Source organism: Bartonella sp. AA89HNZF (assembly GCF_042196905.1).
Taxonomy (GTDB): domain Bacteria; phylum Pseudomonadota; class Alphaproteobacteria; order Rhizobiales; family Rhizobiaceae; genus Bartonella.
Genome location: NZ_JBHIRD010000002.1, coordinates 66,385 through 92,520 on the forward strand (window position 1 = coordinate 66,385; position 26,136 = coordinate 92,520).

Sequence of the window (26,136 nt, forward strand, 5' to 3'; positions counted from 1 at the left end):
GAGAAGGTGAATAATGGTGTATGATGAAAAAAAAATTGTTTCTGCACTTAAAGCTTTTGAACGCGGTGAAATTGTTGTGGTGACAGATGATGATGACCGTGAAAATGAGGGTGATTTAACTGTTGCTGCTGTCCATTGTACAGAAGAAAAGATGGCATTCATCATTCGCCACACAACAGGGATTGTTTGTGCACCTATGCCAAAAGAAGAAGCACAACGGTTTCATCTTGCTCCTATGGTGCCAGATAATAATTCAGCACATCAGACCCAGTTTACTGTTACTGTGGATTTTAAACATGGGATAACGACGGGTATTTCCGCACACGACCGCACATTAGCGGTTCGCAATCTTGCTAATCCAAATGCTGGTGCTCACGATTTTATTCGTCCAGGACATATTTTCCCTTTGATTGCGCATGAAGGGGGTGTTCTTATGCGTTCAGGTCACACGGAAGCGGCTGTTGATTTATGTAAATTAGCTGGTTTACCGCCAGTTGGTGTTATTGGTGAGTTGGTCAATGATGATGGCAGTGTTAAACATGGAGATGAAGTTACAAAATTTGCACAAGAACATCGATTGCATATGATAACGGTTGCGGATTTAATCGCTTATCGTCAGCGCAAAGAAATGTTGATCAGGCATGTTGGAGAAATGGCTATTGAAACACCAGTAGGACCTGCTATTGTTCAGAGTTATCAACTCCCTTGGGAAACAGTTCAGCATGTTGCAATCGTTTTTGGTGATCTTGGTGATGGTGAAGATATTCCTGTACGTTTGCATCGTGAAAACATTATGAATGATGTTTTTGGTCAAGCGTCAGATGTTACCGCTATCATGCAGCGTATGATGGAAAAAGAAAAACGGGGTGTTTTTGTTTATTTACGTGAAGGATCAGTTGGTGTTGATGAAAAATCAGCTATGAGCATTCAGGAAATGGCAAAAGACGGTTCAGAAAACCATATACAGGCAATTGAACGTGAAGAAGAATGGCGCCAAATTGGTTTAGGATCACAAATTTTGAAATATTTAGGAATCAGTTCTGTTATTGTTTACGCTTCTAAAGAGCGTCATTATTTAGATTTAGAAGGTTTTGGAATTCGTATATCCAGAATAGATATTTTGTGAGGTTCATATGAAAAAAGAAATACAAGAGGGGGATATTACGACCTTAAGTTTTGAGCAAGCGCTGAGGCAACTTGAAGTTATTGTTGAAAATTTGGAACGTGGCGATGTGCCTTTGGAACAATCCATAGATATTTATGAACGTGGTGAAGCGCTTAAAAAACATTGTGAAAAACTCTTGAAAGTTGCTGAAGCTAAAGTTGAAAAAATTCAACTTTCAGAGGGAGGTTCTCCAGAAGGAGTAGAACCACTTGATGCTCAATAATATTAAATATTTTTGGATATTTATTGCGGGATTAAGCAGTGCAATAATCTTATTTATAGAAAGCAAATTTTATTGGTTTCTTTTTTATAAAATAAGTTAAAAATGAGAAAAATCATAAATCATCTCAAATAGAGATTTTTCAGTAAAAAAGATGCAAAACTGTCAATGAAAGAGTAGAGAAGATGTATTTTTATCGTTGCGTTCTCTTAAGTTAAGGTGATAGGAGGGAGTTTTTTTGTCTCATATCTTAACACCATTGCTTGACCGTATTTGTTTCCCGCAAGATTTGCGGGCTTTGCCTGAGTCTGATTTAGTACAGTTGGCTAATGAGTTGCGGGCAGAAACAATTGATGCGGTTTCTGTAACAGGTGGTCATCTTGGGGCAGGACTTGGTGTTGTTGAGCTCACTGTTGCATTACATTATGTTTTTAATACACCAGAGGATAGGATTATTTGGGATGTTGGTCATCAAACCTATCCACATAAGATTTTAACGGGGCGTAGAGAAAAAATACGTACATTACGTCAAGAGGGAGGATTATCAGGTTTCACAAAACGTTCAGAAAGTGTGTATGATCCATTTGGAGCGGGCCATTCGTCTACTTCTATTTCGGCGGGTCTTGGCATGGCGGTAGCGAGTGCTTTGAAGGCAGAGACAAGACGCAATATTATCGCTGTTATTGGTGATGGTGCAATGTCTGCGGGCATGGCTTATGAAGCAATGAATAACGCTGGTGCTTTGGATGCGCGCTTGATTGTTGTTCTTAATGATAACGATATGTCTATTGCACCGCCTACAGGTGCTATGAGTGCACATCTTGCACGACTAGTTTCTCGTCCTGCTTATCGTCATTTGCGTGAACGCGTAAAGATGTTGAGCGAAAAATTGCCAAAGTTTTTTTTGGATAAGGCACGTCGTTCAGAGGAATTTGCGCGTAGTTTTTTGGTTGGGGGAACGTTATTTGATGAGCTTGGCTTTTATTACGTGGGACCCATAGATGGGCACAATTTAGGGCATTTATTACCCGTTTTAAAAAATATTCGTGAATGTCCTAATGGTCCAGTTTTGGTGCATGTCGTCACCCATAAGGGAAAGGGATATCCACCTGCAGAAGCATCTTCTGATAAATATCATGGTGTTAATCGTTTTGATGTTACGACAGGAAAACAGATTAAAGCATCAAGTAATATTCTACCCTATACCAAGGTATTTTCTGAAGCCTTATCAGAAGAAGCGCGCCATGATGATAAGATTGTGGGCATAACAGCAGCGATGCCAACAGGGACAGGCCTTGATGCTTTTGCAGAAAAATTTCCTGAAAAAATGTTTGATGTTGGTATTGCTGAGCAACATGCCGTAACTTTTGCGGCAGGACTTGCTTGTGAAGGGTATAAGCCTTTTGTTGCAATTTATTCTACTTTTTTACAGCGTGCTTATGATCAAATTATTCATGATGTATCAATTCAAAAATTACCGGTACGTTTTGCTATTGACCGAGCAGGTTTTGTGGGGGCAGATGGTGCAACACATGCTGGAAGTTTTGATATTGTTTTTTTGTCCACTCTTCCTGAGTTTGTTGTTATGGCACCTTCAGATGAGCTTGAATTGATGCATATGGTACGTACAGCTGCAGCCTATGATCAGGGTCCCATTTCTTTTCGTTATCCACGTGGTGAAGGTCTTGGTATAGATTTACCGCAACGTGGTGAGTTATTAGAAATTGGAAAAGGGCGCGTTCTGCGTGAAGGAAATAGGATTGCTTTGGTTTGTTTTGGAACGCGGATGTCAGAAGTGTTGCAAGCTGCTGATGCGTTGGAGGTTGAAGGATTATCTACAACAGTTGCAGATGCACGGTTTGCAAAACCTTTAGATAAGGATTTGATGCGTCGTTTGGCACGTGAGCATGAAGTTTTGGTGACAATTGAAGAAGGTGCAATCGGTGGGTTTGGAGCACACATATTACAATTTTTAGCGCAAGAAGGGCTCTTAGAGCATGGTTTGAAAGTTCGTACACTAAAACTTCCTGATGAATATTTGAGTCATGGTTCACCAGAAAAAGTTCTTTCACGTGTCGGACTTGATGCTATGGGTATTTTAAATACGGTTTTTACTGCTCTGGGACGCGAGATTCGAACGGGATAGAAAATTCAAGTATGAGATGGCTTCCAGAAAAAGGCTCGATATTCTTTTAGTTGAAAGAAACTTTTTTACGACACGTTCACGTGCACGTGATGCAATTATACGCAAAACTGTTAAAGTTAATGGCAAAATAGTTTTTAAAGCTGGGCAAATTGTTTTTGATGATGCAGAGATTTTTGTTTGTGATCCAGCGCAAAATTATGTGTCCCGTGCGGCATTGAAATTGATTTCTGCACTTGATGCATTTCCGATTGTAACCGATAAAGTGACAGCCATTGATGTTGGGGCATCAACAGGTGGTTTTACACAAGTTCTCTTAGAGCGTGGAGCGGCCCATGTCATTGCTGTTGATGTTGGGCATCATCAATTTGATGCACGTTTATTGGGCAACAGGGCTATAACGTTATTAGAAGGCTTAAATGTTAGAGATTTTCAACAGGAACATTTAGGCGGTAGGGAAATTGATCTTATCGTTTCCGACGTCAGCTTTATTTCTCTTAAACTTGCATTGCCTCCCGTTTTATCTTTAGCCAAGAAGGGTGCTCAAGCTGTTTTATTGGTAAAGCCTCAGTTTGAGGTTGGTCGTAAGCACCTTGGAAAGGGAGGAATATTAAATCCATCAAGTGCTAAAAAAACCGCTGAGGCACTTTTTATCTGGTTAGATACTCAAACAGGGTGGCGTGCAAAAGGTTTACTTCCTTCACCCATTACAGGTGGTGATGGCAATGTGGAATATTTACTATTCGGAGAAAAACAAGAGTGAACGATAATGTGATAATCGACTATATTGGAGCAAATGGTTATGGTACTTCCAAGACGTCCCACGGTTTTATTTATGTTCCTTTTACTTTACCGGGAGAGTGTGCTGAAATTACTGTTCATGGAAAATATGCAACATGTATAGCATTAAAAGAAAAATCACCAGAACGTGTTGATGCTCTTTGTCAGCATTTTGGAGAATGTGGAGGGTGTGCTCTTCAGCATTGGCATACTGATGCTTATTGCGTATGGAAACGACAATTAGTTGTTGATGCACTTAAAAAGTATGGACTTAATAATGTTGTTGCGCCTTTAATAGAATGTAAACCCTATAGCCGACGTCGGATGACGTTAACAGCATCCATGACCCCACAGGGGCAAAAAGTTGGTTTTAATCGTTATCTCTCTCATGAGATTATAGCTCTTGAAGAATGTCCAGTGACGCGTTTAGAGATTATGTCTAAACTAGATGATATCAGGTCACTTTGTGCTCTTGTAAGCAATCATGCCAAACGGTTTCATATAACGATAACATCTGTTGAAAACGGTTTAGATATCGCTTTAAGCGGTTGTGTTATACGCGATGAGCGTGTTTGTCAGAAAATGATCAGTGCTGCTCTTTCATATGGGATTATACGTTTATCTGTTGACGGAGAAGTTTTGGTTGAGCAAGAAAAACCATTGGTTTATTTTGGAGATGTCCGTGTTGAATTTCCTTCTGGTGGTTTTCTTCAAGCAACTTGTGAAGCTGAACATATAATGGGCAATATTATTTTGACTCATTTAAAAAAAGCAAAGAATGCTCTTGATTTGTTTTCAGGGGTAGGAACATTTGCCTTGCGTATGGCAAAAAAGATGAATGTTCATGCAGTAGAAAATAATGAAGATGCATTAAGAAATCTAAATACAGCAGCACGTTTTGCAACTGGTTTAAAAACAGTCACTTGTGAAAAACGTGATCTTTTTCGCCATCCACTTTCTGTAAAGGAACTTGAGTGTTTTGAAAGCGTTGTTTTTGACCCTCCTCGCGCTGGAGCAGAGGAACAAGTACATGAACTGGCAAAGGCAACAATATCACGTGTTGTGGCAATTTCGTGTAATCCCGTTACATTTGCTCGTGATTTATCTTTTCTTGTTGCAGGGGGATATACAGTAGAAAAAATCATACCAATTGATCAATTTTTATGGTCGCCACATGTCGAAGTTGTTGCTGTTTTGAGCAAAAATAAAAAGAAGAAAAGTTGGAAGCTTTAGCCTGAAAGTTTTTTTGACATAGTTCATTTGAGTATTATTATAAAATCTCTCTAAAATTTATCTACAATAATAATCTTTTTCTCGTTGAGTTAACGAGCACTGAATGTAGAAAGTGTTTTTTATTTTAAACTTTTTTATTATGAAACATAAAAGATAGTTGCTCCACTACTCCATACAAAAGACGAATGTATCATAAAGAAGGTGTATTTAAGCAAACACCATCGTAATATTGGCCACTTCCTAATGTTGCTATAGCTCTTGGCACTTGAGATGGTTCATTATAGGTATTTTTAGTTCTTTCTTGTACAGTTTTACTCCATGCATTTCCCCCCGCTTGTAACGTACAAACGAATAATCTTAATTGATTCAACAGACACAAATTTAAAATGAGAGAATCTTACGGTGTTCAAGGTTCTAATTTAAATATGAATAACGTTCAATTATCTTTATAAATCAATGTTTGTAGCAAAAATTCATCCTTCACAAGACCATCTTGATAAACGAGAAGGGGAAGTATTGAATATTGGGAAGGAATGAGCAAGCTTACTTCAACGCAGTTCCACCGATTGTCATATTATTAATCCGTAGATGAGGTTGTCCAACACCAACAGGAACGTTTTGTCCTGCTTTTCCGCACATACCAATACCATTATCCAGTTTACTATCATTTCCAATCATTGTGATACGTTTCATAGCATCCGGTCCATTTCCAATAAGAGTTGCGCCTTTAATTGGTGCACCAATTTTACCATTTTCTACTCGGTATGCTTCAGTACATTCAAAGACGAATTTTCCAGAAGTAATATCAACTTGTCCTCCACCAAATGAAACAGCATAGATACCACTTTTAAGTGAAGAAAGGATTTCTTCAGGTGTTTTATCTCCTCCTAGCATGATTGTATTGGTCATTCGTGGCATTGGTGCATAAGCATAAGATTCACGCCGTCCATTTCCAGTTGATTTACCCCCCATAAGCCGTGCATTAAGCCTGTCTTGCATAAAACCAACGAGTTTTCCATCTTCAATGAGAACATTATATCCTGAAGGGGTTCCCTCATCATCGACAGTGAGAGAGCCACGGCGTTGTGGAATTGTTCCATCATCAACAACTGTAACACCTTTTGCCGCAACTTGTTGTCCTAAAAGTCCAGCAAAAGCAGATGTTTTTTTGCGGTTAAAGTCACCTTCCAAACCATGACCTACGGCTTCATGGAGCATAACGCCAGGCCATCCATTGGCTAAGACAACATCAAAAGATCCTGCAGGTGCTGCTTCTGCTTCTAAATTTGTTAAAGCCATACGTAAGGCTTCATCCGCGGCTTCTTTCCAATTGTCTTCACGAATAAATTGGTTAAATGCTTGTCGTCCCCCACATCCATAGAAACCATTTTCACGTCGATTGCCTTCAGCTGCGACCACAGATATAGAAAGTCGTACGAGTGGACGAATATCACGAACCAAATATCCATCTGCACGTAAAATTTCAACATGTTGTAGCGAGCCGGAAAGAGAAACAGTCACTTGATGTAATTTATCATTTTTCGCACGTAAATAGGCATCAATTTTTTGCAAAAGAGCACTTTTTTCTTCAAATGACGGAGCATCAAGGGGATTATGCGGTTGATAAAGTCTCTTGTTTGTTTGTTGAGGTGCTACACTATAAGGTCCAGCATGATTATTATAGGTAACAGCTTTAGCTGCTTCACAAGCACGCTTGAGTGCAGCAGCTGATAATTCATTAGAATGTGCATATCCGGTAGCTTCTCCAGCAACGACACGCAGACCAAACCCCATATCTTGATGGAAAGAGCCGTTTTTAAGCTGTCCATTATCAAATAAAAGAGCTTCGCTTTCTGTATACTCAAGGTAAAGTTCGCCATCATCCGCATGATGAAGCGTTTCCTGTACAAGAGACTGCACTTTAGAGGAAGCAATATCAAAATGATCAATCAGCGATTTCATAAGAATTATCCTATTTTTACGGGGGATGAGAAGATTTTTATTGATCTAAATTAAGGGGCTCTCAAAATATACGATGAGATTTTAATTGTCCAATGTGTGTCGATTTTATTCATGTTGGTAAGGTTGCATAGGCATCGCTAAGACCCTGAAGGTCAACCAGACCTCCAATTCCTTGCTCTGGGGTTGTGAAGATAAAATAGGTTGCCATTTTTCCTTTTAAAAAGAGTTGTAATATGTCTTCTTTTAGAAAAGCTTCAGCAACACAATTATCACCAAGACAACGACGATATTCCATTCTTCCCATATCTTTATCGTCAATTTTAATGCCAACACCAGGACGTAACTCAACGCGAATCGGAACAAAAACACGCATCAAAGCGCCTTGCTTTTGAGGAAGTTTATAAAAGGTAACGCGGAGGGTAATATCATGACGACCTTGTGTATGGACGTTTTGTACAACTTCACACTGCATATTAGGGGTACCTGGTGGTAGAGCACAAACCTTTGTCCATGCACCATAGGTTTGTGGAGCAGGGACATCTTGTGCATAGGGTGTTTGTGCAAATGCATGACTGATAAAACTACTATAAAGTGTGTAAAGAACAGCACCAATAAAAAAAGTTTTTTTGAGTAATTTATAAAGTATCACAGAAAATCCTATCCGACTCAACACCCAAAACCATGCATAGATTTACATAAAAAAATGAATTCCCCATAAAAAACCATAACACAAAATCAGTATTTACCCAAATATATTAATTCATATGATATATTTTTATGATACATTTGTAATGTGGAGAGAACGTTGATTGAAAAAATGTATTTTTATTGCCAATATTTCCATTTACTTTTAGGGGATACGTGCGAAAGAGATATTTCATATTTTCTCAAAAATACGATTGGTCTTAATTGGTCATTTCCATACGCTAGATAATATTTGTCAGATAATATTGGGTTTGTGAATGACAGAAATGGAAAAGAGCTTTGAGTGGAATGTCAGTTTCAGAAGAGTTATCGGTTGTGAATGGTAAATCAACGCCACCAAAATCCGGTATTGGTGATTACATCACATTATTAAAGCCACGTGTTATGTCTCTTGTGGTCTTTACGGCTCTGGTTGGTTTGCTTGTATCGCCTGTTCCTATCAATCCGTGGTATGGTTTTTTAGCAATTTTATGTATTGCTGCTGGTGGCGGTGGTGCGGGAGCACTGAACATGTGGTATGATGCTGACATTGATGCTGTGATGGAACGGACTAAAAAGCGTCCTATTCCCATGGGTAAAATCAGCTCTCAAAGGGCATTTATTTTTGGCATGGTTCTTTCTATGCTCTCGGTATTGGTTATGGGAAGCTTCATTAATTGGTTTGCGGCATTTTTTCTTGCATTTACGATTTTCTTTTATGTCGTTATCTATACAATTTGGTTAAAGCGTATCACACCACAAAATATTGTTATTGGTGGTGCTTCTGGGGCTTTTCCACCAATGATTGGATGGGCCGTGACAACAGGGACAGTGAGTATTGATAGCTTTTTATTATTTTTAATCATTTTTATGTGGACCCCCCCTCACTTTTGGGCTCTTTCTTTATTTTCATCTCTTGATTATGAGGCTGCAGGTATCCCTATGATGCCTAATGTACGAGGTGAACATTCAACAAAAAAACAGATTTTATTTTATGCTATTTTGATGGCATTGTGTGCTGCTGCTCCTTGCTTTACTGGTCTTGGCGGAATTTTTTATGGTATTTTTTCAACAGTTTTAAGCATTATCTTTATTTATTTTGCCTATCGTTTGTGGAAAGCTGATACACATAATGAAACTATTTTGATGGCAAAAAAACTATTTTTCTTTTCATTACTTTATTTGGCAGCTATCTTTGGGGTTCTTTTGATTGAATCTCTTGTTTGGTATTTTATCGCTCTTTAGGAGCGTGAAAATATAAAAAACAAATTTTAAAAGAGCTTTCCTACAAGAAGATACTATAAAGTATGTTTTTATGTAAAAGATGGTATTGCACGTTTTTTTGCATTGATTATTCGTGCATAAGGATAAGTTGTTTGATTATGATACTAAAGCTATAGAGATTAAGGATGATTTATGTCTGGACTTCCTCCTTTAACGATACGTCTTTGTGGTCCACGTGGATTTTGTGCAGGGGTTGATCGTGCTATCCAGATTGTTCTTCTTGCATTAAAAAAGTATGGTGTTCCAGTGTATGTTCGTCATGAAATTGTACATAACCGCTATGTGGTTGAGGGATTGCAGCAACGGGGAGCTGTTTTTGTTGAAGAACTTGATGAGATTCCAGAAGAATATCGCACTCAACCGGTTGTTTTTTCTGCCCATGGTGTACCAAAATCTGTATCAAAAGAAGCACAACGCTATAATTTGTTTTATCTTGATGCAACATGTCCGTTGGTCTCGAAAGTTCACAAACAAGCGATACGGCATCAACGTCACGGTCGTCATGTTATATTGATTGGTCATGCTGGTCATCCTGAGGTGATAGGAACGATGGGACAGCTTGAAGAAGGGGCTGTGACGCTCATTGAAACGATAGAAGATGCTTTGCATTATCAACCAAGGGATCCAGATAAATTAGGATTTGTGACACAAACAACGCTTTCTGTTGAAGATACTGCAGGAATTATCGATATATTACAACAACGTTTTCCTACATTAGCAGCCCCAGCGGCTGAGTCAATTTGCTATGCGACAACGAATCGACAAGATGCGGTTAAAGCCGCGGCAAAAGGGAGTGATTTGTTTTTGATTGTTGGAGCACCAAATTCTTCTAATTCGCGACGTTTAGTCGAGGTTGCTGAAAAGTCTGGTGCGCGACAAGCTATTTTAGTTCAGCGCGCTGATGAAATTAATTTTGAAAACCTAAAAGCTCTTTCTGTTGTCAGTCTTTCAGCAGGGGCTTCCGCTCCTGAAATTATTATTGATGAAATTATTTCAGCATTTCGTGAGCGTTATGATGTCACAATAGAATTGGCTGAAACAGTGGTAGAAACGGAAAAGTTTTTAGTGAGTCGCGAATTACGTGATGTCATTTTAACCTCTCAAGATATGGCTTTTGTTAATGGTCAAGAAAATAGTACAAAAAATGAACATCAAGATACAGACATGTCTAAAATGAAAGCAGAATAATGGCCGTTTATACAGATATTCATCCAAATGATTTAAAAGCGTTTTTAACGGGTTACGCAATAGGGTCACTTTTGTCTTATCAAGGTATAGAGGAGGGGATTGAAAATTCTAATTTTATGTTAGAGACAACACAAGGACGATTTATTCTAACACTTTATGAAAAGCGTATTTCAAAAGATGATTTACCTTTTTTTTGTAGCTTAATGCAGCATTTAGGACAGCGTGGAATTCCTTGTCCTCAACCTGTTATTCAAAATGATGGCATGATGATCAGTGAACTAGCAGGTCGTCCTGCTGCTATTATTACTTTTCTGGAAGGAGAGTGGATCCGCCAGCCCAATATAGATCATTGTGGTGAAGTGGGGACGGGATTAGCACAATTGCATTTAGCAGGACAGGATTTTACACTCAGTCGTAAAAATACTCTTTCTGTTATGGATTGGCAGCTATTGTGGCAACGTTGTCAAACAAAAGAAGATGCATTATTAAAAGAATTTGGACAAAAAATTGAGTGGGAATTGGTTTTTTTACAAGAAAACTGGCCATTAAATTTACCAACAGGCATTATTCATGCGGATTTATTTAATGATAACGTCTTTTTTGTGAATCATCGTCTTTCTGGGATGATAGATTTCTATTTTGCTTGTAATGACTTTTTTGCTTATGATTTAGCGATCTGTTTAAATGCTTGGTGCTTTGAGCCTGATCATTCCTATAATCTTACCAAAGCACGTAAGTTATTGGAAAATTATCAAAAAATAAGACCATTGATCCCTTTAGAATTGGACAAGATGGTTTTATTAGCTCGTGGTGCATCTCTACGTTTCTTACTCACACGTCTATATGATTGGTTTAATACACCTCCTAATAGCTTTGTTATTAAGAAAGATCCATGGGAATATTGGCACAAGCTTTGTTTTTTCAGTAATGTAAATTCGCTAAGTGAATTAGGTTTTTAAATTTTATGGCAACTCAACAAAAAGTCGTTGAAATTTATACAGATGGTGCTTGCTCAGGGAATCCTGGAATTGGAGGGTGGGGGGCAATTTTACGCTGGAATGGTCATGAACGCGAGCTTTATGGCGGTAAGGTCCATACGACAAACAATCAAATGGAACTCATGGCGGCAATTTGTGCATTAAAGGCGCTTAAAGAGCCCTGTTTGGTCGACCTTTATACAGACTCAGTTTATGTGCGTAATGGGATATCTAAGTGGATTGAGGATTGGAAAAAGAATAATTGGCGCACCGCATCAAAAAATCCTGTTAAAAATATGGAGCTATGGCAAGCTCTTGAGGATGTTTGTTCTTGTCATACAGTCAGGTGGCACTGGATAAAAGGGCATGCGGGACATCCTGAAAATGAACGCGCTGATGCACTTGCTCGCAAAGCAATTACTCAATATCGCGACAATGGACATTTTCCAGCATAATTGCTGTTTGAGAGCCTTTTTCTTTTATCACGGAGTTGCAAGAGAGGGGGGCTGCGTATGGAATATGAATGTTCCACTTAAGGCGTGATCTTTAAAAGAAACAGTATAAAAAATTTTTTGGTTTATTTTTTCTGGTACGAAATAGAGCGGAGCACTAAAGAGCGTATATTCCGCGTTATCACTGACTTTTTTTGCTGCCCCAATTTGCATTTCTCCTCCATCTAAAAAGAGAGAGGAAGGAGTGATTTTGTCGTTATTTTTTATTTTTAGAAGAAGAGTATTGTTATTTTTTTCGGCGCTTATTTTGAGTGCATTCTGCATCATGCGAGGCAAAGAATCTTGGGCATTTTTTAAGAAGGAAAGGGGAAGATGTTTGTTTTTAAGAACAGATGGCGAAAAATCAAAGTTAATAGTCAATGGAAGACAGATTTTATTACATAGTCCGAGAGTGAAAGCCCCACTTAAATTTTTGCTTGAACTAGAAAGATTGAAGGGCAATGTCACTTTATCTTTATAGCCTAATGACCAATCATTTTCTGTTTCAAAAAGCTGTGGCGTCGGATAAAAGATTTCATAAGAAACTTGTTGATTGAAATTAAAAAATGGTGCCATGCCAGAATTACCTGGATTACGCCAGTAAGTTTTCCATCCTGGTTTAAGCACAATTTCAATAATACCTTCTCTTATTCCAGAAAGAGAAGGTTCAGTGATTGCTAATCGGATACGACCACCCTCTGATTCATACCAAGATGTTGCGAAAAGCTGGAGTTTTTGTTCTGTTTGAGCATTTACAGGAATGTTAAGTAATTTTAAAACTAAGAATGTTAAGCATAAAGTAACTAAAAGCTTTTTATAAAAGAAAGTTGCGATATTTTGTAAATTTGTAAATATGTGACTTTTTTTCATTGGAGTTTTATTTTCCTAGTGTACTAAATGAACAAACTTTTATCATGTAAATTATGGAGAATAGCAGATTAATGAAGCAGTGTAATGGCTTTTTGGGTGGTCAATTACTCATAGCAATGCCTGGAATGAATGACAAACGCTTTATTCGTTCTGTTATTTATATTTGCGCGCATTCTGATGCTGGTGCGATGGGCATCATTCTCAATCAATTGCATCATATTGATTTTCCAGAGCTTTTGCTTCACTTAGGAATCATAGACAGTGGCCAAAAAAAAAGTCTTTCTGAACCGATAAAAAATTTTCCAGTTCGCTATGGTGGTCCTGTTGATCCTTCGCGTGGTTTTGTCCTTCATTCAGATGATTATGCTTGTGAAGAAACTGTTTTTATTGCAGATAAGATCTGTTTTACTGCGACAATTGATATATTAAAAGCGATCAGTTGCGAACAAGGTCCGCAACATGCACTGGTCGCATTAGGCTATGCTGGATGGAAAGCGGGGCAACTTGAGGCAGAAATTTCTACAAATGGGTGGCTAATCAGTTCTACATCACCTAGTTTTCTTTTTGAAAGCGATTTAAGCTGCAAGTATGATAAAAGTTTAACACGCATGGGTATCGATCCAACTTATCTTGCTTCTGAAATGGGACACGCGTAGAGTTTTTTCTAAGCTTTTTAACTTTACACGTTATTTTATCCCTTATGTTTTTATTTTATAAGGGAAATGGCTCTGAACGAGCGTAATTAATTCTTCTATGGCAATCGGTTTCGTCACAAGTGTACTTTGAACATATTTACAACCTTCTTGACGGAGGAAGATTGCTTCTTTTTCATTTTCAACACCTTCTGCGATAATTTGCAAATTAAGATCTGTTGCCATATTAATGATAGACTTTAGAACAATTTTCTTCTTAAGAGAGTCGATTGAGATAAGTGAACGATCAAGTTTAACCATATCAAATGGATAACGTACGAGATAGGTCAGAGACGAATAACCTGTTCCAAAATTATCGAGTGCGAGATTCATTCCAAGTGTTTTAATTTGTTCAAGAAAGTGCGCTGATTGTTCAGGATTATTTCTTAAGACAAATTCAGATATTTCAATCATTAAGCGTCCTTTGTGGAGCGGATGCCGAAGCAAAGCGGCACGCAATTGACTGATAAAACGAGGATGAATCATTTCTGCGCTTGGTAAATTAATTGAAATAAAGAAAGATTGTTGGGAAAACTTTTCTTGTACATTTATAAGATCGATAATGGCATTATCAATGATAAATTGTGACAAATCCATAACAATTTGTTCATTTTCTACGATTTTTATGAAATCAGAGACATTTAAATTTCCATAAGTGGGATGATGCCATTCTACAATTGTTTCAAAACCAATAATATGTCCGTCTGATAAATTAAGAATAGGATGGTAGAGGATTTTCATCTCATTACGTTTTATTGCATAATGAACATCTTTCTCCAGAGTATTATGTTCGAGACCCAGAGTGCGAAAATTAGGACGAAAAGGTTCAATATGATTTCCACCCATTTGTTTTGCGCGAATCATTGCTAATTCACTATCATTAAAAATATCTTTAGCAGTTGATCGACTTTCACTCCATGTAACCAATCCGATAGAGGTTGAAAGGATTATTTTATTTTCTGAAAGTGAAATAGGAGCTGAAATTGTTTTGTGCAAATGATCTGCAAATGCTGCAATTTTTTGTGGTTCTGTTTCACTGAGTAAAATAATTGCAAAGCGGTCTGCAGAAAGGCGCGATAAGGTATCTTGAAAATTAATGAGACGATTTAAACGACGTGCAATTATAAGAAGTACAGTATCCCCAACAGCGATACCTAATTTGCGATTAATTTGGCGAAAATTATCAAAATCAATCATAAAGACGGTTGGTCTAATTTTGATATTTGCTTTCGCTAAAGAGGTATAATTTTGTAGTCTATCAAAGAAAATTTGTTGGTTAGGAAGTCCGGTTAAGCTGTCGTGGATTGCATCATGCAATAAGCGTTCTTCGGATTTTTTATGGTTAGTAATATTGACAATGGTTCCAATGACACGGGTGATTTTTCCATCTTTTTGCATAGCCGGACGTGCACGAAGAGAAAACCAATGATAATAACCACCACCAGAAGAAAGCCGAAAAATTTGATCAATGCGCCCTTTTTTATTTTTAAGAATGATATCCAATACGGCTTGAAAGCGTTCACGATCATCATGGTGCAAGGCTGAAATCCAGTTGCGCATAGGTCCATTGAGGTTATGAATTTCAGTACCAAAAAGGGTTGCCATGTTTGGATGTACAACAATACGGTCACGCTCAATATTCCAATCCCAAATAATATTTCCAGCTCCCTTTGCTGCGAGTACTTGTTGTTCAAGGTCGGAAAATATTCCTTCATGGAAAGCGTCATTAGAAAAAGTTTGTTGCAGGACAGTAAAGCTAATGAGAAGAACAATGAGCACTAATCCCCCCGCTAATGCTGGCTGAATAATATCATTGTTTAAATGTCCAGCTATGCAGGCATAGGCTCCAACACACCAAAAGCTAATGAGCAACCATGTTGGAATAAGCATAATGGCGCGGTCATAGCTTCTGATTGAGAAATAGATGATTAATATTATACCAAGCACAGCGGTAAGGCCAAAAGACAAACGCGCAATTCCAGCGGCTCTGATGGGATCATAAATAGCAAAGGCTCCTAGACTGCAAAAGGCAATGGTCCAAGCGATAGCCCCGTAACTAAAATGATAATGCCAGCGGTTAAGGCTGAGATAGGTAAAAAGAAAAATGAAGAGTGTAGCAGTAAGTGCTACTTCTGTACCAGCACGCCAGATTGGTTGGGTTGTGAGTGTAACAGCAAAGAATTTATTTAAAAAATTGAAGTCAATACCAATATAAAAAAGCACTGCCCAAGCAACAGCAGCTGTTGCAGGAAACAGCCCTGTTCCACGGACGACGAAGAGAACAGTTAACAAAAGCGCTAAAAGACCTGATATCCCAAGAAGAATACCGTGATAAAGCGTATAAGAATTAATTGCATCTTTATAAGCTTCAGGTTGCCATAAATAGATTTGCGGTAGATTTGCAGAGTTAAGTTCGGCCACAAATGTAATAACAGCACCAGGGTTAAGGGTAATACGAAAGATATCAGAGTTTGCACTAAGTTGACGATCGAGGGAAAAACCTTCGCTTGGCGTTATGGATTGAATCCTTGATGATCCAAGGTCTGGCCAAAAAAATCCAGAACGTGCCATGCGGTAATGGGGGGCAACGATGAGACGATCAACTTGTTCATCTGTTGGATTTGCAAGAGAAAAAACGGCCCAATTTCCGGAAAATTTTTCATTTTTTGCCTGCACTTCAATACGCCATACAATACCATCTGGTCCTGGTGCTGTACTTGTTTGAAAAATAGAATTGTTTGTATGGTGAATTTCAATTGCTTTTGAGAGATCAAGAGCAGCATCCTGAGAAGAAATTTTAACTGGTTCAATTGCTTGTGCTGATGTAAGATGGACAAAAGAACTAACGACTACAATGAAAATGATGTCAATTATTTTACGCAAACTCTTCACAATGTCCCACTCTCAATATTTTAGGATGTTTAATTTTCATTTCGATTTTTGAGAAAAAACGTCCACCTTTTATAATTTATTTACATAATAAATTGTTATCACTTTTTCTTAAGTTATGTGATTTTATATACAAATAGACCACATACCCATCTGCTTCAATGGAACCTGAAGCGAATGAAGTTTTATATTTTAAAAGGGCAAAGTTAAACCATGAATTTCCATATTTCACGGATATATCTTTACTGATTAGAATCTTTATCACATGAAGTATGAATTGGGTAGTTTTGTACACCTCTTTGCCCAATATTTCCAAAACTTATTTAATGAGGAGAGCTTTTGTGGTAAATTTTATGATAAAATATGTGATGTTATTGTGATGCTGCTTTGAAAAGAAGTTTTTACTTTAGCTTGTATGAAAGAGTTGACGTTAAATCATCAAAATTTATGAGGGGGCCTACAGGTCCGACAGCAGTTAGTGTTGGAGTGGAGTTTGTAAAAAGACGATGTGCTAAATCAGTTAATCTTTTAGGAGTGATGAGATTGAGGCGTTCAATTGTTTCCGATATTGGAATTGGTCGACCATAAAGGAGTATTTGGCGAGCAATGAGATGTGCTTGACTAGAGGGATTTTCCTGTGACATTGTCAGATTTGCACGATATTGCGTTTGTGCTCGTTGCAGTTCGTTGGCGTGAATATTTTTGCTGACCTTGGAAAGTTCATCAAGAATCACAGGAATAAGTTCTTTGAGCCCTTCTTGTCCGGTAGCTGCGTGAACACCAAAAAGCCCAGTATCTGAAAATCCCCAATGAAAAGCATAAATAGAATAGCATAATCCACGTTTCTCTCTTACCTCTTGAAAAAGACGTGAAGACATACCACCACCAAGAATGATTGAAAGAATTTGAGCCGCATAAAAATCACGCGCGTGATAAGCACGCCCTTCAAACCCTAGAACAACTTGTGTATCCATTAAATCGCGATATTCACGAAAGTCGCCACCGACATAATTTGCAAGATTAGTAAGAGGTGCGGTTGAATGGGAGCGAAAAGTACCAAGACGACTTTCAACTTCTCGCAAGAAACTTTCGTGCTTTACAGCTCCTGCAGCAACGACAATCATACGATCTGCACTATATTGTTTATTGATGAAATCATGGAGATCAGTAGATGTAAATGATTGAATAGTTTTAGCTGTTCCTAAAATAGAGCGTCCAAGGGATTGATGACGAAAGGCTGTTTCTGTAAAGTGATCAAAAACAATATCATCAGGAGTGTCATGGGCAGCACCAATTTCCTGAAAGATTACTTGTTTTTCTCGTTCTAGTTCATTGTCGTCAAATTTTGAATGCATTAAAATATCGGCTAAAATGTCTATAGCAAGTGGGATATCGCTTTTAAGTACACGTGCAAAGTAAGCTGTTGTTTCAATACTGGTTGTAGCATTGATTTCACCGCCAACATCTTCAATATCGGTTGCAATTTGAAAAGCAGTACGGTTTTCGGTTCCTTTAAAAGCCATATGCTCAAGAAGATGAGCAATACCATGCTGTGTGGAGGTTTCATTGCGTGAGCCCACTTTAACCCATATTCCGAGGGCAACACTATCAATTTGTTGCATTGTATGTGTGGCGATAGTCAAACCATTATTTAGGCGACAGATATCTACATCCATGTATTTACAACTCCATTAAATAAGCTAAATACCTCATTGTAAGGGTATCAGAATCTTCTTGATTTAAATTAATGCAGCTAACTTTAATAAGATGCACGCGATTTTAAAGAAATATAATCTTTTACTATTTTTTCATCATTAGCAAGATTTATAAAATGTTCTTCGTGTTTCATTACATCATTGAGATGAGATGGCCATGGAGCATGAAGGCCACAAGCGCTTTTAATAGTATCAGGAAATTTAGCTGGATGAGCCGTGGCAAGAACGATCATTGGAATATGCGGTTTTTTGTTTTCACGCGCTACTTGAAGAGCGACCGCTGTATGTGGATCAACAAGATAGCCACTTTCCTTATAGACACTATCAATTTTTTGAGCTGTTGCAGCCATGTTGCTTTTCCCAGCGGAAAATAGGGAACGAATATTTTTGAGTTGCTTTTCATCAAGAGTAAAGAGACCCGTTTTTTTCAAGTTTTCCATTGCATTGCGAATCCACATTGGATCACGATTGCCACTTTCAAAGAGCAAACGTTCAAAATTAGAAGAGACCTGAATATCCATAGAAGGTGATGTTGTATGGACTATTGGTTTTGTTTCGTAAGTACCACTGGTCAATGTACGTACAAGGATGTCGTTATCATTCGTTGCGATGACCAGTTGAGCAATGGGTAATCCCATACGGGCTGCGACATAACCTGCAAAAATATCACCAAAATTTCCAGTAGGAACAGTAAATGAAACAGCTCTATCAGGTGCTCCTAAGGAAAGAGCTGATGAAAAATAGTAAACAATTTGCGCCATGATACGCGCCCAATTTATAGAATTAACACCTGAAAGCGCTGTTTTTTTACGAAAATTATGATCATTAAACATTGCTTTGACAAGAGCTTGGCAATCATCAAAATTTCCTTCAATGGCAATGGCATGAACATTGGAACATTGATTGGTTGTCATTTGCCGTTGTTGAACAGGTGATACACGTCCTTTAGGAAATAAAATAAAAATATCTGAGTGCTCTTTTCCAGCAAAAGCTTGTATCGCAGCTCCTCCTGTATCACCTGATGTTGCAGCAATAATCGTTGCACATCTATTTTTTTCAGTCAAAACATAATCCATCAGTCGAGAAAGAAACTGCATTGCGACATCTTTAAAAGCTAAAGTAGGACCATGAAAGAGTTCAAGGATAAATTCATCTGCTCCAGTTTGTCGTAACGGACAGATTGCTGGATGGTGAAAGGTTGCATAAGATTCAGCGATCATATTTTCAAAAGCTGTATATTCGATTTCGTTATTCACAAAGGGCCACAGGATAGTTTTAGCAATTGTTGTATAGGACTGACCACGAAGTGCTCGTAACGCATCAAATGATAGCTGAGGAAATTTATCTGGCAAATAAAGTCCCCCATCACTTGCCAACCCTGTCATGATTGTTTCCGTAAAGCTTAAAGCAGGAGCTTCACCTCTCGTGCTGATATATTCCATAAGTCTTATCCTTTTTTTATTTCTGGCAAATTGGTGAAGTTATTTATTTCACGTTTTTCATAATATTTAAATTATTAAATGGATAGAGCTTCTTTTCTTCTTTTTAACTCAATAATGAAAGGAAATAGCCTTAAGCATTTTTATTTTTGAGATATAAACGCCAAATGTTCACAGAAAATCTTTTACAGTCGAAAATTTTCTCTCTATTATTCATTCACTTAAATTTTACAACGTATCTTCACTTGTACACCTTCTTAAATAATACAATTAAATAGATAGAATGGCATTTACTGAAGAACTTTTGTATAAAACTCAATCATTTATAGTTATTTTATGCTCTTAATACTTTGTAACAATTAAATCTGCTGAACTGAATGTTAAAATGATACATCTCAGAATTCACGTTGGAAGATTTATAAGGTAATTTTATGGCATTTCGTGCACAAATCTATACTTTGAATAATCTTTTTTAGCTTAACTTATCACTTTGTATAATAATAGATATTATATTTGTGCTATACAGTATGGTAACCTAAAGTTTATCCATAGAAAACATACAACAGCCTGCTAAATGATGGGAAGCAGGCTGTAAAGTGTTTTCATTTTAAATAGAAAAAAATAACTAAGTATCTTTGAATTATTTGCCTTTAATTTTTCCTATTGCCCATCCGATTATCCCGCTAAATATGGCCATAACAGATCCAGTTAAGAATCCAAAACCCAAAGCTCCTACTGTAGAAAAAACTCCTAGCGTAATTGGTTCAAACACTTTCTCAAATTTTCCTTCAAAGGCAGATTCACTTTTTGCTCTATGAGTGAAACTTGGGACATAAAGAGCAGCTATATCGATAGTTTTTTTCTTTCCTTGTTCTATTAGAGAGACAGTTTCCCATTGAGTATCATTTTTCAAATGATTGGCATGAACATTTATAACTTGTGAAAGCAAAAAAGCAACTGCTATAAAAATATTTAATACGTAAGTTTTCAATACTTTAATCATAGTTTACCACCAATACTTTTATTTTAATCTGAATTGAATAGATGCATCGGCAGAATTAGTGCACATTGAGAGAAACAGAAGCATTTAAAGCTTTTTTCACTCTTATTGTGATAATTCATTAGTTTTTATCATCAACAATGGATAAACACAGAATGTGTTAATAGTTTATATTTCATATGAGAAGGTCTTAATCTGATGAAATTTCAATTTTAACGAGATTTAAAATAGGATATTATTTTGCTGATTATCCATCCTAAAAACATACCTACCGTACTTGATACATAACCAAGAGCCATCCCAATACCAAAAGTCCCGAGTGTAAGAGGTTCAACGACTTTTTCAAATTTTCCTTCGATGGTAATTTCATTTTTCATACCACGATTTAGATTTTGTGTATAGAGAAAAACCGTACTGATTGCATCCTTTCTGTTTTGTTCTGTTAAAGAAATAAAACTATTCTCACGATGAATATTGTTTTGCAAGTAGTTGGCATGTACACTTACAGTCTGTGAAATGTAAAAAACAGATATCATAGAAATAATTAACATATGATTGTTAAAGAATTTAATCATCATTTACCTCAAATACTTTATAGTATTCAATATATATATATGTGTGTATATAAATTTATAATTTGGATTTTTGGATGTAATTTACAGAATTTATAGTTATAATAAGAGAAATAGAAGCTTCATTATGTAATAAATTTATAATAATTAATAATAAAATAATGAAGCTATATATTCTATATTTCTACAATATATTGAATTACTTGAACATCAATACTATATCATTTATCCAATTTATTATCGATCCTATAAAACTTATTGCATATCCAGCGTACAATAGTCCCTCTCTTACAGTCATAGGCTCAAAGACCTTTTCAAATTTTTCTTCACCTATTGTTCCATGTTCTGTTTGATAATTTACAGACGGAACATAGAAAGCAGTCGTAGAAACTACATCGGATTTCGCATATTTTACTTGTTCCATTGGGAAAACAGAAAATTCCTCTTTTGGAGTATCATTTTTCAAATAGTTTGCATTAACATTTACAGTTTGTGAAATAAAAAAAGTGCTCGCTATAAAAATGCTTAAGATATAATTTTTAAATACTTTTACCATAACTTTACCTCAAATATTTTTAACTTATATATGTAAGAAATATACATATATGTTTATTTATATCACACATATATAGTTCAATATGTATTTTTAGTCAATAATAAAAGCACATATAAAAATATAAATATAATTTTTTATAAACATTATTGTAAAAAAGTAACAGTAATAATTACAAAAAATATTTTAAAAAAACTTTATGAAATATTTTATTATGTGTTATATATAAAATAACACGTTGTTATCGTATAATTTTTATAAATGAGATTAATATTATTTTATAAATACATTTATCGATAATAAAATGATCAAAATTTTTACATATTAAATATATAAAAAATTATTTATTATCGATAGTATAATAAAAAACATGAAAATTATGATATGTTTATATAAATATTCTTAACAATTAAAATATGAATGGACACGCTAAAATTTTATTATTTATAGTAGTTATTATAGATAGTCATTATTGTAGAATTTGTGTTATATAGATATTATTTAAGTTATTATTCAATGGTTATTTAATTGCATCGTGATAGCATAATGATACTTCACTATTAATTATATACATTTATGTTATAGATACTAAAAAATGTACAGTTCTCTCATAGTGTAAAGTAGAGCTCGAATTGGATAGAGATAAATGATATTATCTTTTTATCGCCAATGTGAACAGCATATTACTATGATGCAAAGCAGTGTATAGAAGAATCTAATTTAGACATATTTATGAGTGCCGAAAGATCAGTATTAGATAATATTTTTCAACACTTTCTTCTTTCCAAACAGAAAAGCCGCTTTAAGAAAAACACCCTTTCTAATATTTTTAGAAAGGGTGTTTTTCTTAAAGTTGGATTACTTTTAAAAAGATCTGATTTCATTGCTTATTTAAAAAGTCTATTAAGTGCTTTCGGAAAATTTTAAGCAACTATTGGTATCTCTGTAGGTTGTTTAACATGATTATATATTTCATATTTATGTGTTTTTTTAAAGAAACCGTTCTCAAGGTACTCAAGCCTATTGTGCAATGATAGATATGATGATAAAGCCCCATAATATAAAACTCTTAGGGTATCAGAGTTTTTGGCGTTTATAAAGAAGAAAGATGGCAGTGCCATACAATTTGCTAGCTCCTAATGTTGCTACATTTTTGCATTTTGCTTAATTTGAATAATGATTAATTATTGATTATAAATCAATACGTTGTCTGTAAATTACTTGGTATGAAATGTTTTTTATAAAATGCAAATCTTTATAAGAATGTATTCTTTTTGTTTTTTGTAATCTTAGGGAGGTTGTGCCGATTGATGCTGTTAAAATACTGTTTAAGCAGCAAAGTAAATAAGCCTTCAACAAGTTTGCGAGATTTGGATTGAGCAAATATAAGCCCGTGTAATTTAACAAGAATACTTTTGTTTTTTTCAATAAACTCTTGTGTTCCATGGGTTCTGCGAATTTTAATATTTTTTTCCATGATTAAGGCGCACATACCATACAATTTTACTATGACATGTTTACTATGACATGTGATTTCTTTTATCAGATGAAGGAGGCATAGCGATTTTCACATCTTATCGAGCAAGGCATCGTAATATTCCTTTTTTGACAAATCTCATAATTTATCAGGATGAGCTGCTGTGGTTGGGACTGGGATATCGGATTTGAGATAGATAAGCAGGGCTTAATTTTTATGAGTTTGCACCCCTGTTTTTTGCTTTTTTTAAAAGCACGTGCAATGGTTAACAGACTTATGATCTCAATGAGGTGCTATATTTTTTTCACATTGAGATGCAATTCACCCATGTCGTGAATTACGCATTTATTGAAGTTATTATAAAAGGAGCAGCGAGAAGAGAAGGACATTTGAATAAAAGTGCTTCTTACAAGAGTTTACAAACTGATATATTCAAGAGATTTCTTATAATAGATCTCGCCATACTGCCATTGCTTCTAAGACTTCTCCTAAATGAGCATGTTTTGCAATAACTGTTTCTGCACCAGCTTCTGCAAGTGCATTAGAGTGGCCAAGATAGCTATGTGATCCTCCCGTAAAGCCGATGGCACGCATGCCTGCTGCTTTGGCGGCATGTACACCATGAATTGAATCTTCTATAACGATAGTGTTTTGAGGCTCTACTTGTAATTGTTTTGCGGCAAAAAGGAAAATATCAGGGGCAGGTTTGGTTTTTTTTGTTCCAACTTCAGGTGCAGAAAATATTTTACCTTCAAAAAGTTCATAGAGACCAACAGTGGTGAGCATCTCTTTTATATCGATGCTCTTTGCATTAGAGCAGATACAGTAGGGATAGCGTGTTTGAATAATTTCTACTGCTTCTCTTACATCATCAAGAGCACGTAATTCAGTTTTTATTTGTGTACGAAAAATATCAGCCATTTGATCTATGAGATGAGCAGAAATTGGTTTTTCTGTTTCCTGTTCAACTTGTTTAAGAATATCGCGAAAGATAAGCCCTGCAAAACGTTCGCTCAATTCTTCAGGTGAGATTTCATATCCTGTTTGTTTGAGCAATTGAGATCCAATTTTTGCTGCAAGATATTCAGAGTCGACGAGAACTCCGTCACAATCAAAAATAATAAGATCTATTTGAGGCATAAAATATTCCTTTACATGTTACGAGATGAACAATTTTCATGAAAACGACATTGAGAGAACCTTATTTCATAAAAATATATTTTGAAAATGATTCTTATTCATTTTACGCAATAAAAGATAGGGGAACAGTATATTGAAAAAAGAAAACTTCATTCATATGGAAGTTTTTTTACTTTAAAAAACAAAAAAGAATAATCAATTTTTCGGAACTTTAACGATACGTTTACTCTATTTTGTAAATATGGATTGGTAAAGCGGGCCTATAAACTATTTTGGTTGATTATAGGGCAAATTCAGTTCATTTTGTTGGGTTTTTCATGACAGTTATTCAGCTTCAAAAAGATTTCCTTCGTAATCCCTCCCAGACGCCATGGCGCAATAAAATTTTTAAAGGAGATTGTGTTTCCGTTTTAGAAAAACTTCCAAAACATTCTGTTGATATGATTTTTGCGGATCCACCCTATAATTTGCAATTGGATGGTGCTTTATATCGTCCAGATCATTCGCTTGTTGATGCGGTTGATGATGCATGGGACCAGTTTGAGAGTTTTGCTGCTTATGATGCTTTTACCCGTGCGTGGTTGCTTGCTTGTCGTCGTGTGTTAAAACCTAATGGAACCCTTTGGGTTATCGGATCTTACCATAATATTTTTCGAGTTGGTACGGCATTACAAGATTTAGGTTTTTGGATGCTCAATGATATTATTTGGCGCAAAAATAACCCGATGCCTAATTTCCGAGGGCGACGCTTTCAAAATGCTCATGAGACACTTATTTGGGCTGTGCGAGATCAAAAAGATAAAAAGTATACATTTAATTATGATGCTTTAAAAGCGGCAAACGAAGATCTACAAATGCGTTCAGATTGGCTTTTTCCTCTCTGCACTGGAGCTGAACGTTTAAAGGATGATTCAGGGCGTAAATTACATCCAACACAAAAACCGCAAGCGTTATTAGCGCGTATTATTATGGCTTCTAGTAAACCTGGTGATGTTATTCTTGATCCGTTTTTTGGTTCGGGAACAACAGGTGCTGTTGCCAAGCTTTTAGGGCGTGATTTTGTTGGGGTTGAACGCGAGCAAGATTACATTGATGCGGCATGTGAAAGGATTGCGGCGGTTAAACCTTTAGGACAACCAGAGCTGGCGATTTTAGATAGAAAAAAAGCAGAACCGCGCATAGCATTCAACAGTTTGCTTGAGGCAGGTTTACTTTATCCTGGAGAAGTTCTTTATGATCGGAAAAAGCAAGTATCTGCTATTGTAAGAGCTGATGGTACGATTATGCATGGTGGTGAAGCGGGCTCAATTCACGCAATGGGAAGAAAGGCTCAAGATTCGCAGAGTTGTAATGGTTGGACATTTTGGTATTATGAGGAAAATGGACGGTTAAAGTCCATAGATCATTTAAGAATGATCATACGTTCACAAATGTTAAAAACGGGTGTTTTATGAACTAAGCTGATCGCTTCATTCCATTAATCACCAATGTACCTGATCTCGATTGGGATGGATGCAAGCGCGTTTTATGCTTTTCTTAGATGCTTTGTATTGAAATACTCACCTCGCTTGTAAGCGGCAAGCGAGTATTTTTCGCTTCTTGTAGAAAAAATTAAAACGAGAAATTTCTACTCTATGTTCTAATTTTAGTTCCAAAATAGTA

The 26,136-nt window shown here is 36.4% G+C and carries 21 protein-coding genes; 11 read left to right on the forward strand and 10 right to left on the reverse strand.

Annotated elements, in window-relative coordinates:
* Positions 1–13: 13 nt before the first annotated feature.
* From ribB to ACFIN0_RS01305, 5 genes are all read left to right on the forward strand, one after another.
* A complete protein-coding gene (ribB, locus tag ACFIN0_RS01285; RefSeq protein WP_375701755.1) occupies positions 14–1,126 on the forward strand; it encodes a 3,4-dihydroxy-2-butanone-4-phosphate synthase in 1,113 nt (370 codons plus the stop codon).
* 7 nt (positions 1,127–1,133) lie between these two features.
* Entirely contained in the window at positions 1,134–1,388 is a 255-nt protein-coding gene (locus ACFIN0_RS01290; RefSeq protein ID WP_375701756.1) for an exodeoxyribonuclease VII small subunit, read from the forward strand.
* Positions 1,389–1,623: 235 nt separating this feature from the next.
* Positions 1,624–3,531, forward strand: a complete 1,908-nt coding sequence (gene dxs / locus ACFIN0_RS01295; protein WP_375701757.1) for a 1-deoxy-D-xylulose-5-phosphate synthase — start codon at positions 1,624–1,626, stop codon at positions 3,529–3,531.
* A gap of 16 nt (positions 3,532–3,547) precedes the next feature.
* Positions 3,548–4,291 carry a TlyA family RNA methyltransferase gene (locus ACFIN0_RS01300; RefSeq protein ID WP_375606411.1) on the forward strand — a complete coding sequence of 248 codons (744 nt, stop codon included), beginning with the start codon at positions 3,548–3,550 and terminating at the stop codon, positions 4,289–4,291.
* Positions 4,288–5,541, forward strand: coding sequence for a class I SAM-dependent RNA methyltransferase (locus ACFIN0_RS01305; RefSeq protein ID WP_375701758.1), 1,254 nt, complete (start codon positions 4,288–4,290; stop codon positions 5,539–5,541). The genes ACFIN0_RS01300 and ACFIN0_RS01305 overlap by 4 nt, the downstream gene beginning before the upstream one ends.
* A 543-nt stretch (positions 5,542–6,084) precedes the next feature.
* Here ACFIN0_RS01305 and tldD read toward each other — a convergent pair.
* Positions 6,085–7,503 carry a metalloprotease TldD gene (gene tldD / locus ACFIN0_RS01310; protein ID WP_375606409.1) on the reverse strand — a complete coding sequence of 473 codons (1,419 nt, stop codon included), beginning with the start codon at positions 7,501–7,503 and terminating at the stop codon, positions 6,085–6,087.
* Positions 7,504–7,612: 109 nt separating this feature from the next.
* Complete coding sequence (locus tag ACFIN0_RS01315; protein WP_375606408.1) at positions 7,613–8,152, reverse strand: invasion associated locus B family protein; 540 nt, start codon at positions 8,150–8,152, stop codon at positions 7,613–7,615.
* Between the two features lie 344 nt (positions 8,153–8,496).
* Here ACFIN0_RS01315 and cyoE point away from each other — a divergent pair, with 344 nt between their 5' ends.
* The 4 genes from cyoE to rnhA all read left to right on the forward strand — a co-directional run bounded on the left by cyoE (position 8,497) and on the right by rnhA (position 12,091).
* Positions 8,497–9,432, forward strand: coding sequence for a heme o synthase (gene cyoE / locus ACFIN0_RS01320; protein ID WP_375610199.1), 936 nt, complete (start codon positions 8,497–8,499; stop codon positions 9,430–9,432).
* Between the two features lie 171 nt (positions 9,433–9,603).
* Positions 9,604–10,659 (forward strand): 4-hydroxy-3-methylbut-2-enyl diphosphate reductase, encoded by a 1,056-nt coding sequence (gene ispH, locus ACFIN0_RS01325; protein ID WP_375606406.1) that lies wholly within the window; start codon positions 9,604–9,606, stop codon positions 10,657–10,659.
* Positions 10,659–11,618: a homoserine kinase gene (locus ACFIN0_RS01330; RefSeq protein WP_375701759.1), complete on the forward strand. Its 960-nt coding sequence runs from the start codon at positions 10,659–10,661 to the stop codon at positions 11,616–11,618. Before ispH ends, ACFIN0_RS01330 begins: the two co-directional genes overlap by 1 nt.
* Positions 11,619–11,623: 5 nt before the next feature.
* The gene (gene rnhA / locus ACFIN0_RS01335) at positions 11,624–12,091 is read left to right on the forward strand and encodes a ribonuclease HI (protein ID WP_375701760.1); all 468 of its coding nucleotides are present in this window, start codon (positions 11,624–11,626) and stop codon (positions 12,089–12,091) included.
* Positions 12,092–12,118: 27 nt separating this feature from the next.
* Here rnhA and ACFIN0_RS01340 read toward each other — a convergent pair whose 3' ends face one another.
* Entirely contained in the window at positions 12,119–12,997 is an 879-nt protein-coding gene (locus ACFIN0_RS01340; RefSeq protein WP_375701761.1) for a protein-disulfide reductase DsbD domain-containing protein, read from the reverse strand.
* 71 nt (positions 12,998–13,068) lie between these two features.
* Between ACFIN0_RS01340 and ACFIN0_RS01345 the strand changes: the two genes are divergently transcribed.
* Positions 13,069–13,653: a YqgE/AlgH family protein gene (locus tag ACFIN0_RS01345; RefSeq protein ID WP_375606402.1), complete on the forward strand. Its 585-nt coding sequence runs from the start codon at positions 13,069–13,071 to the stop codon at positions 13,651–13,653.
* A gap of 42 nt (positions 13,654–13,695) precedes the next feature.
* Here the strand turns inward: ACFIN0_RS01345 and ACFIN0_RS01350 are convergent, their stop codons facing one another.
* The 7 genes from ACFIN0_RS01350 to ACFIN0_RS01380 form a co-directional block, all read right to left on the reverse strand.
* Complete coding sequence (locus tag ACFIN0_RS01350) at positions 13,696–16,581, reverse strand: EAL domain-containing protein (RefSeq protein WP_375606401.1); 2,886 nt, start codon at positions 16,579–16,581, stop codon at positions 13,696–13,698.
* Between the two features lie 398 nt (positions 16,582–16,979).
* On the reverse strand, positions 16,980–18,254 hold the full coding sequence (locus ACFIN0_RS01355; protein WP_375606400.1) for a M16 family metallopeptidase: 1,275 nt from the start codon (positions 18,252–18,254) through the stop codon (positions 16,980–16,982).
* A gap of 83 nt (positions 18,255–18,337) precedes the next feature.
* Complete coding sequence (thrC, locus tag ACFIN0_RS01360) at positions 18,338–19,735, reverse strand: threonine synthase (RefSeq protein ID WP_375606399.1); 1,398 nt, start codon at positions 19,733–19,735, stop codon at positions 18,338–18,340.
* A 637-nt stretch (positions 19,736–20,372) separates the two neighbouring features.
* A complete protein-coding gene (locus ACFIN0_RS01365; RefSeq protein ID WP_375606398.1) occupies positions 20,373–20,735 on the reverse strand; it encodes a hypothetical protein in 363 nt (120 codons plus the stop codon).
* Positions 20,736–20,944: 209 nt separating this feature from the next.
* Complete coding sequence (locus ACFIN0_RS01370) at positions 20,945–21,217, reverse strand: hypothetical protein (protein WP_375610089.1); 273 nt, start codon at positions 21,215–21,217, stop codon at positions 20,945–20,947.
* 286 nt (positions 21,218–21,503) lie between these two features.
* Entirely contained in the window at positions 21,504–21,860 is a 357-nt protein-coding gene (locus tag ACFIN0_RS01375; RefSeq protein WP_375606396.1) for a hypothetical protein, read from the reverse strand.
* 1,918 nt (positions 21,861–23,778) lie between these two features.
* Positions 23,779–24,474: an HAD family hydrolase gene (locus ACFIN0_RS01380; RefSeq protein WP_375610091.1), complete on the reverse strand. Its 696-nt coding sequence runs from the start codon at positions 24,472–24,474 to the stop codon at positions 23,779–23,781.
* A gap of 317 nt (positions 24,475–24,791) precedes the next feature.
* On the opposite strand from ACFIN0_RS01380, the gene ACFIN0_RS01385 reads away from it, so the two are divergent.
* A complete protein-coding gene (locus ACFIN0_RS01385) occupies positions 24,792–25,928 on the forward strand; it encodes a site-specific DNA-methyltransferase (RefSeq protein WP_375701762.1) in 1,137 nt (378 codons plus the stop codon).
* Positions 25,929–26,136: the final 208 nt, after the last annotated feature.

What these genes read in the sequence shown, in the direction of transcription:
- ribB (WP_375701755.1), top strand. Translation starts at nt 14, where the DNA reads ATGGTGTATGATGAAAAAAAAATTGTTTCTGCACTTAAAGCTTTTGAA.
- ACFIN0_RS01290 (WP_375701756.1), top strand. Translation starts at nt 1,134, where the DNA reads ATGAAAAAAGAAATACAAGAGGGGGATATTACGACCTTAAGTTTTGAG.
- ACFIN0_RS01300 (WP_375606411.1), top strand. Translation starts at nt 3,548, where the DNA reads ATGGCTTCCAGAAAAAGGCTCGATATTCTTTTAGTTGAAAGAAACTTT.
- tldD (WP_375606409.1), bottom strand. Translation starts at nt 7,503, where the DNA reads ATGAAATCGCTGATTGATCATTTTGATATTGCTTCCTCTAAAGTGCAG.
- cyoE (WP_375610199.1), top strand. Translation starts at nt 8,497, where the DNA reads ATGTCAGTTTCAGAAGAGTTATCGGTTGTGAATGGTAAATCAACGCCA.
- ispH (WP_375606406.1), top strand. Translation starts at nt 9,604, where the DNA reads ATGTCTGGACTTCCTCCTTTAACGATACGTCTTTGTGGTCCACGTGGA.
- ACFIN0_RS01330 (WP_375701759.1), top strand. Translation starts at nt 10,659, where the DNA reads ATGGCCGTTTATACAGATATTCATCCAAATGATTTAAAAGCGTTTTTA.
- rnhA (WP_375701760.1), top strand. Translation starts at nt 11,624, where the DNA reads ATGGCAACTCAACAAAAAGTCGTTGAAATTTATACAGATGGTGCTTGC.
- ACFIN0_RS01340 (WP_375701761.1), bottom strand. Translation starts at nt 12,997, where the DNA reads ATGAAAAAAAGTCACATATTTACAAATTTACAAAATATCGCAACTTTC.
- ACFIN0_RS01345 (WP_375606402.1), top strand. Translation starts at nt 13,069, where the DNA reads ATGAAGCAGTGTAATGGCTTTTTGGGTGGTCAATTACTCATAGCAATG.
- ACFIN0_RS01355 (WP_375606400.1), bottom strand. Translation starts at nt 18,254, where the DNA reads ATGGATGTAGATATCTGTCGCCTAAATAATGGTTTGACTATCGCCACA.
- thrC (WP_375606399.1), bottom strand. Translation starts at nt 19,735, where the DNA reads ATGGAATATATCAGCACGAGAGGTGAAGCTCCTGCTTTAAGCTTTACG.
- ACFIN0_RS01365 (WP_375606398.1), bottom strand. Translation starts at nt 20,735, where the DNA reads ATGATTAAAGTATTGAAAACTTACGTATTAAATATTTTTATAGCAGTT.
- ACFIN0_RS01375 (WP_375606396.1), bottom strand. Translation starts at nt 21,860, where the DNA reads ATGGTAAAAGTATTTAAAAATTATATCTTAAGCATTTTTATAGCGAGC.
- ACFIN0_RS01380 (WP_375610091.1), bottom strand. Translation starts at nt 24,474, where the DNA reads ATGCCTCAAATAGATCTTATTATTTTTGATTGTGACGGAGTTCTCGTC.
- ACFIN0_RS01385 (WP_375701762.1), top strand. Translation starts at nt 24,792, where the DNA reads ATGACAGTTATTCAGCTTCAAAAAGATTTCCTTCGTAATCCCTCCCAG.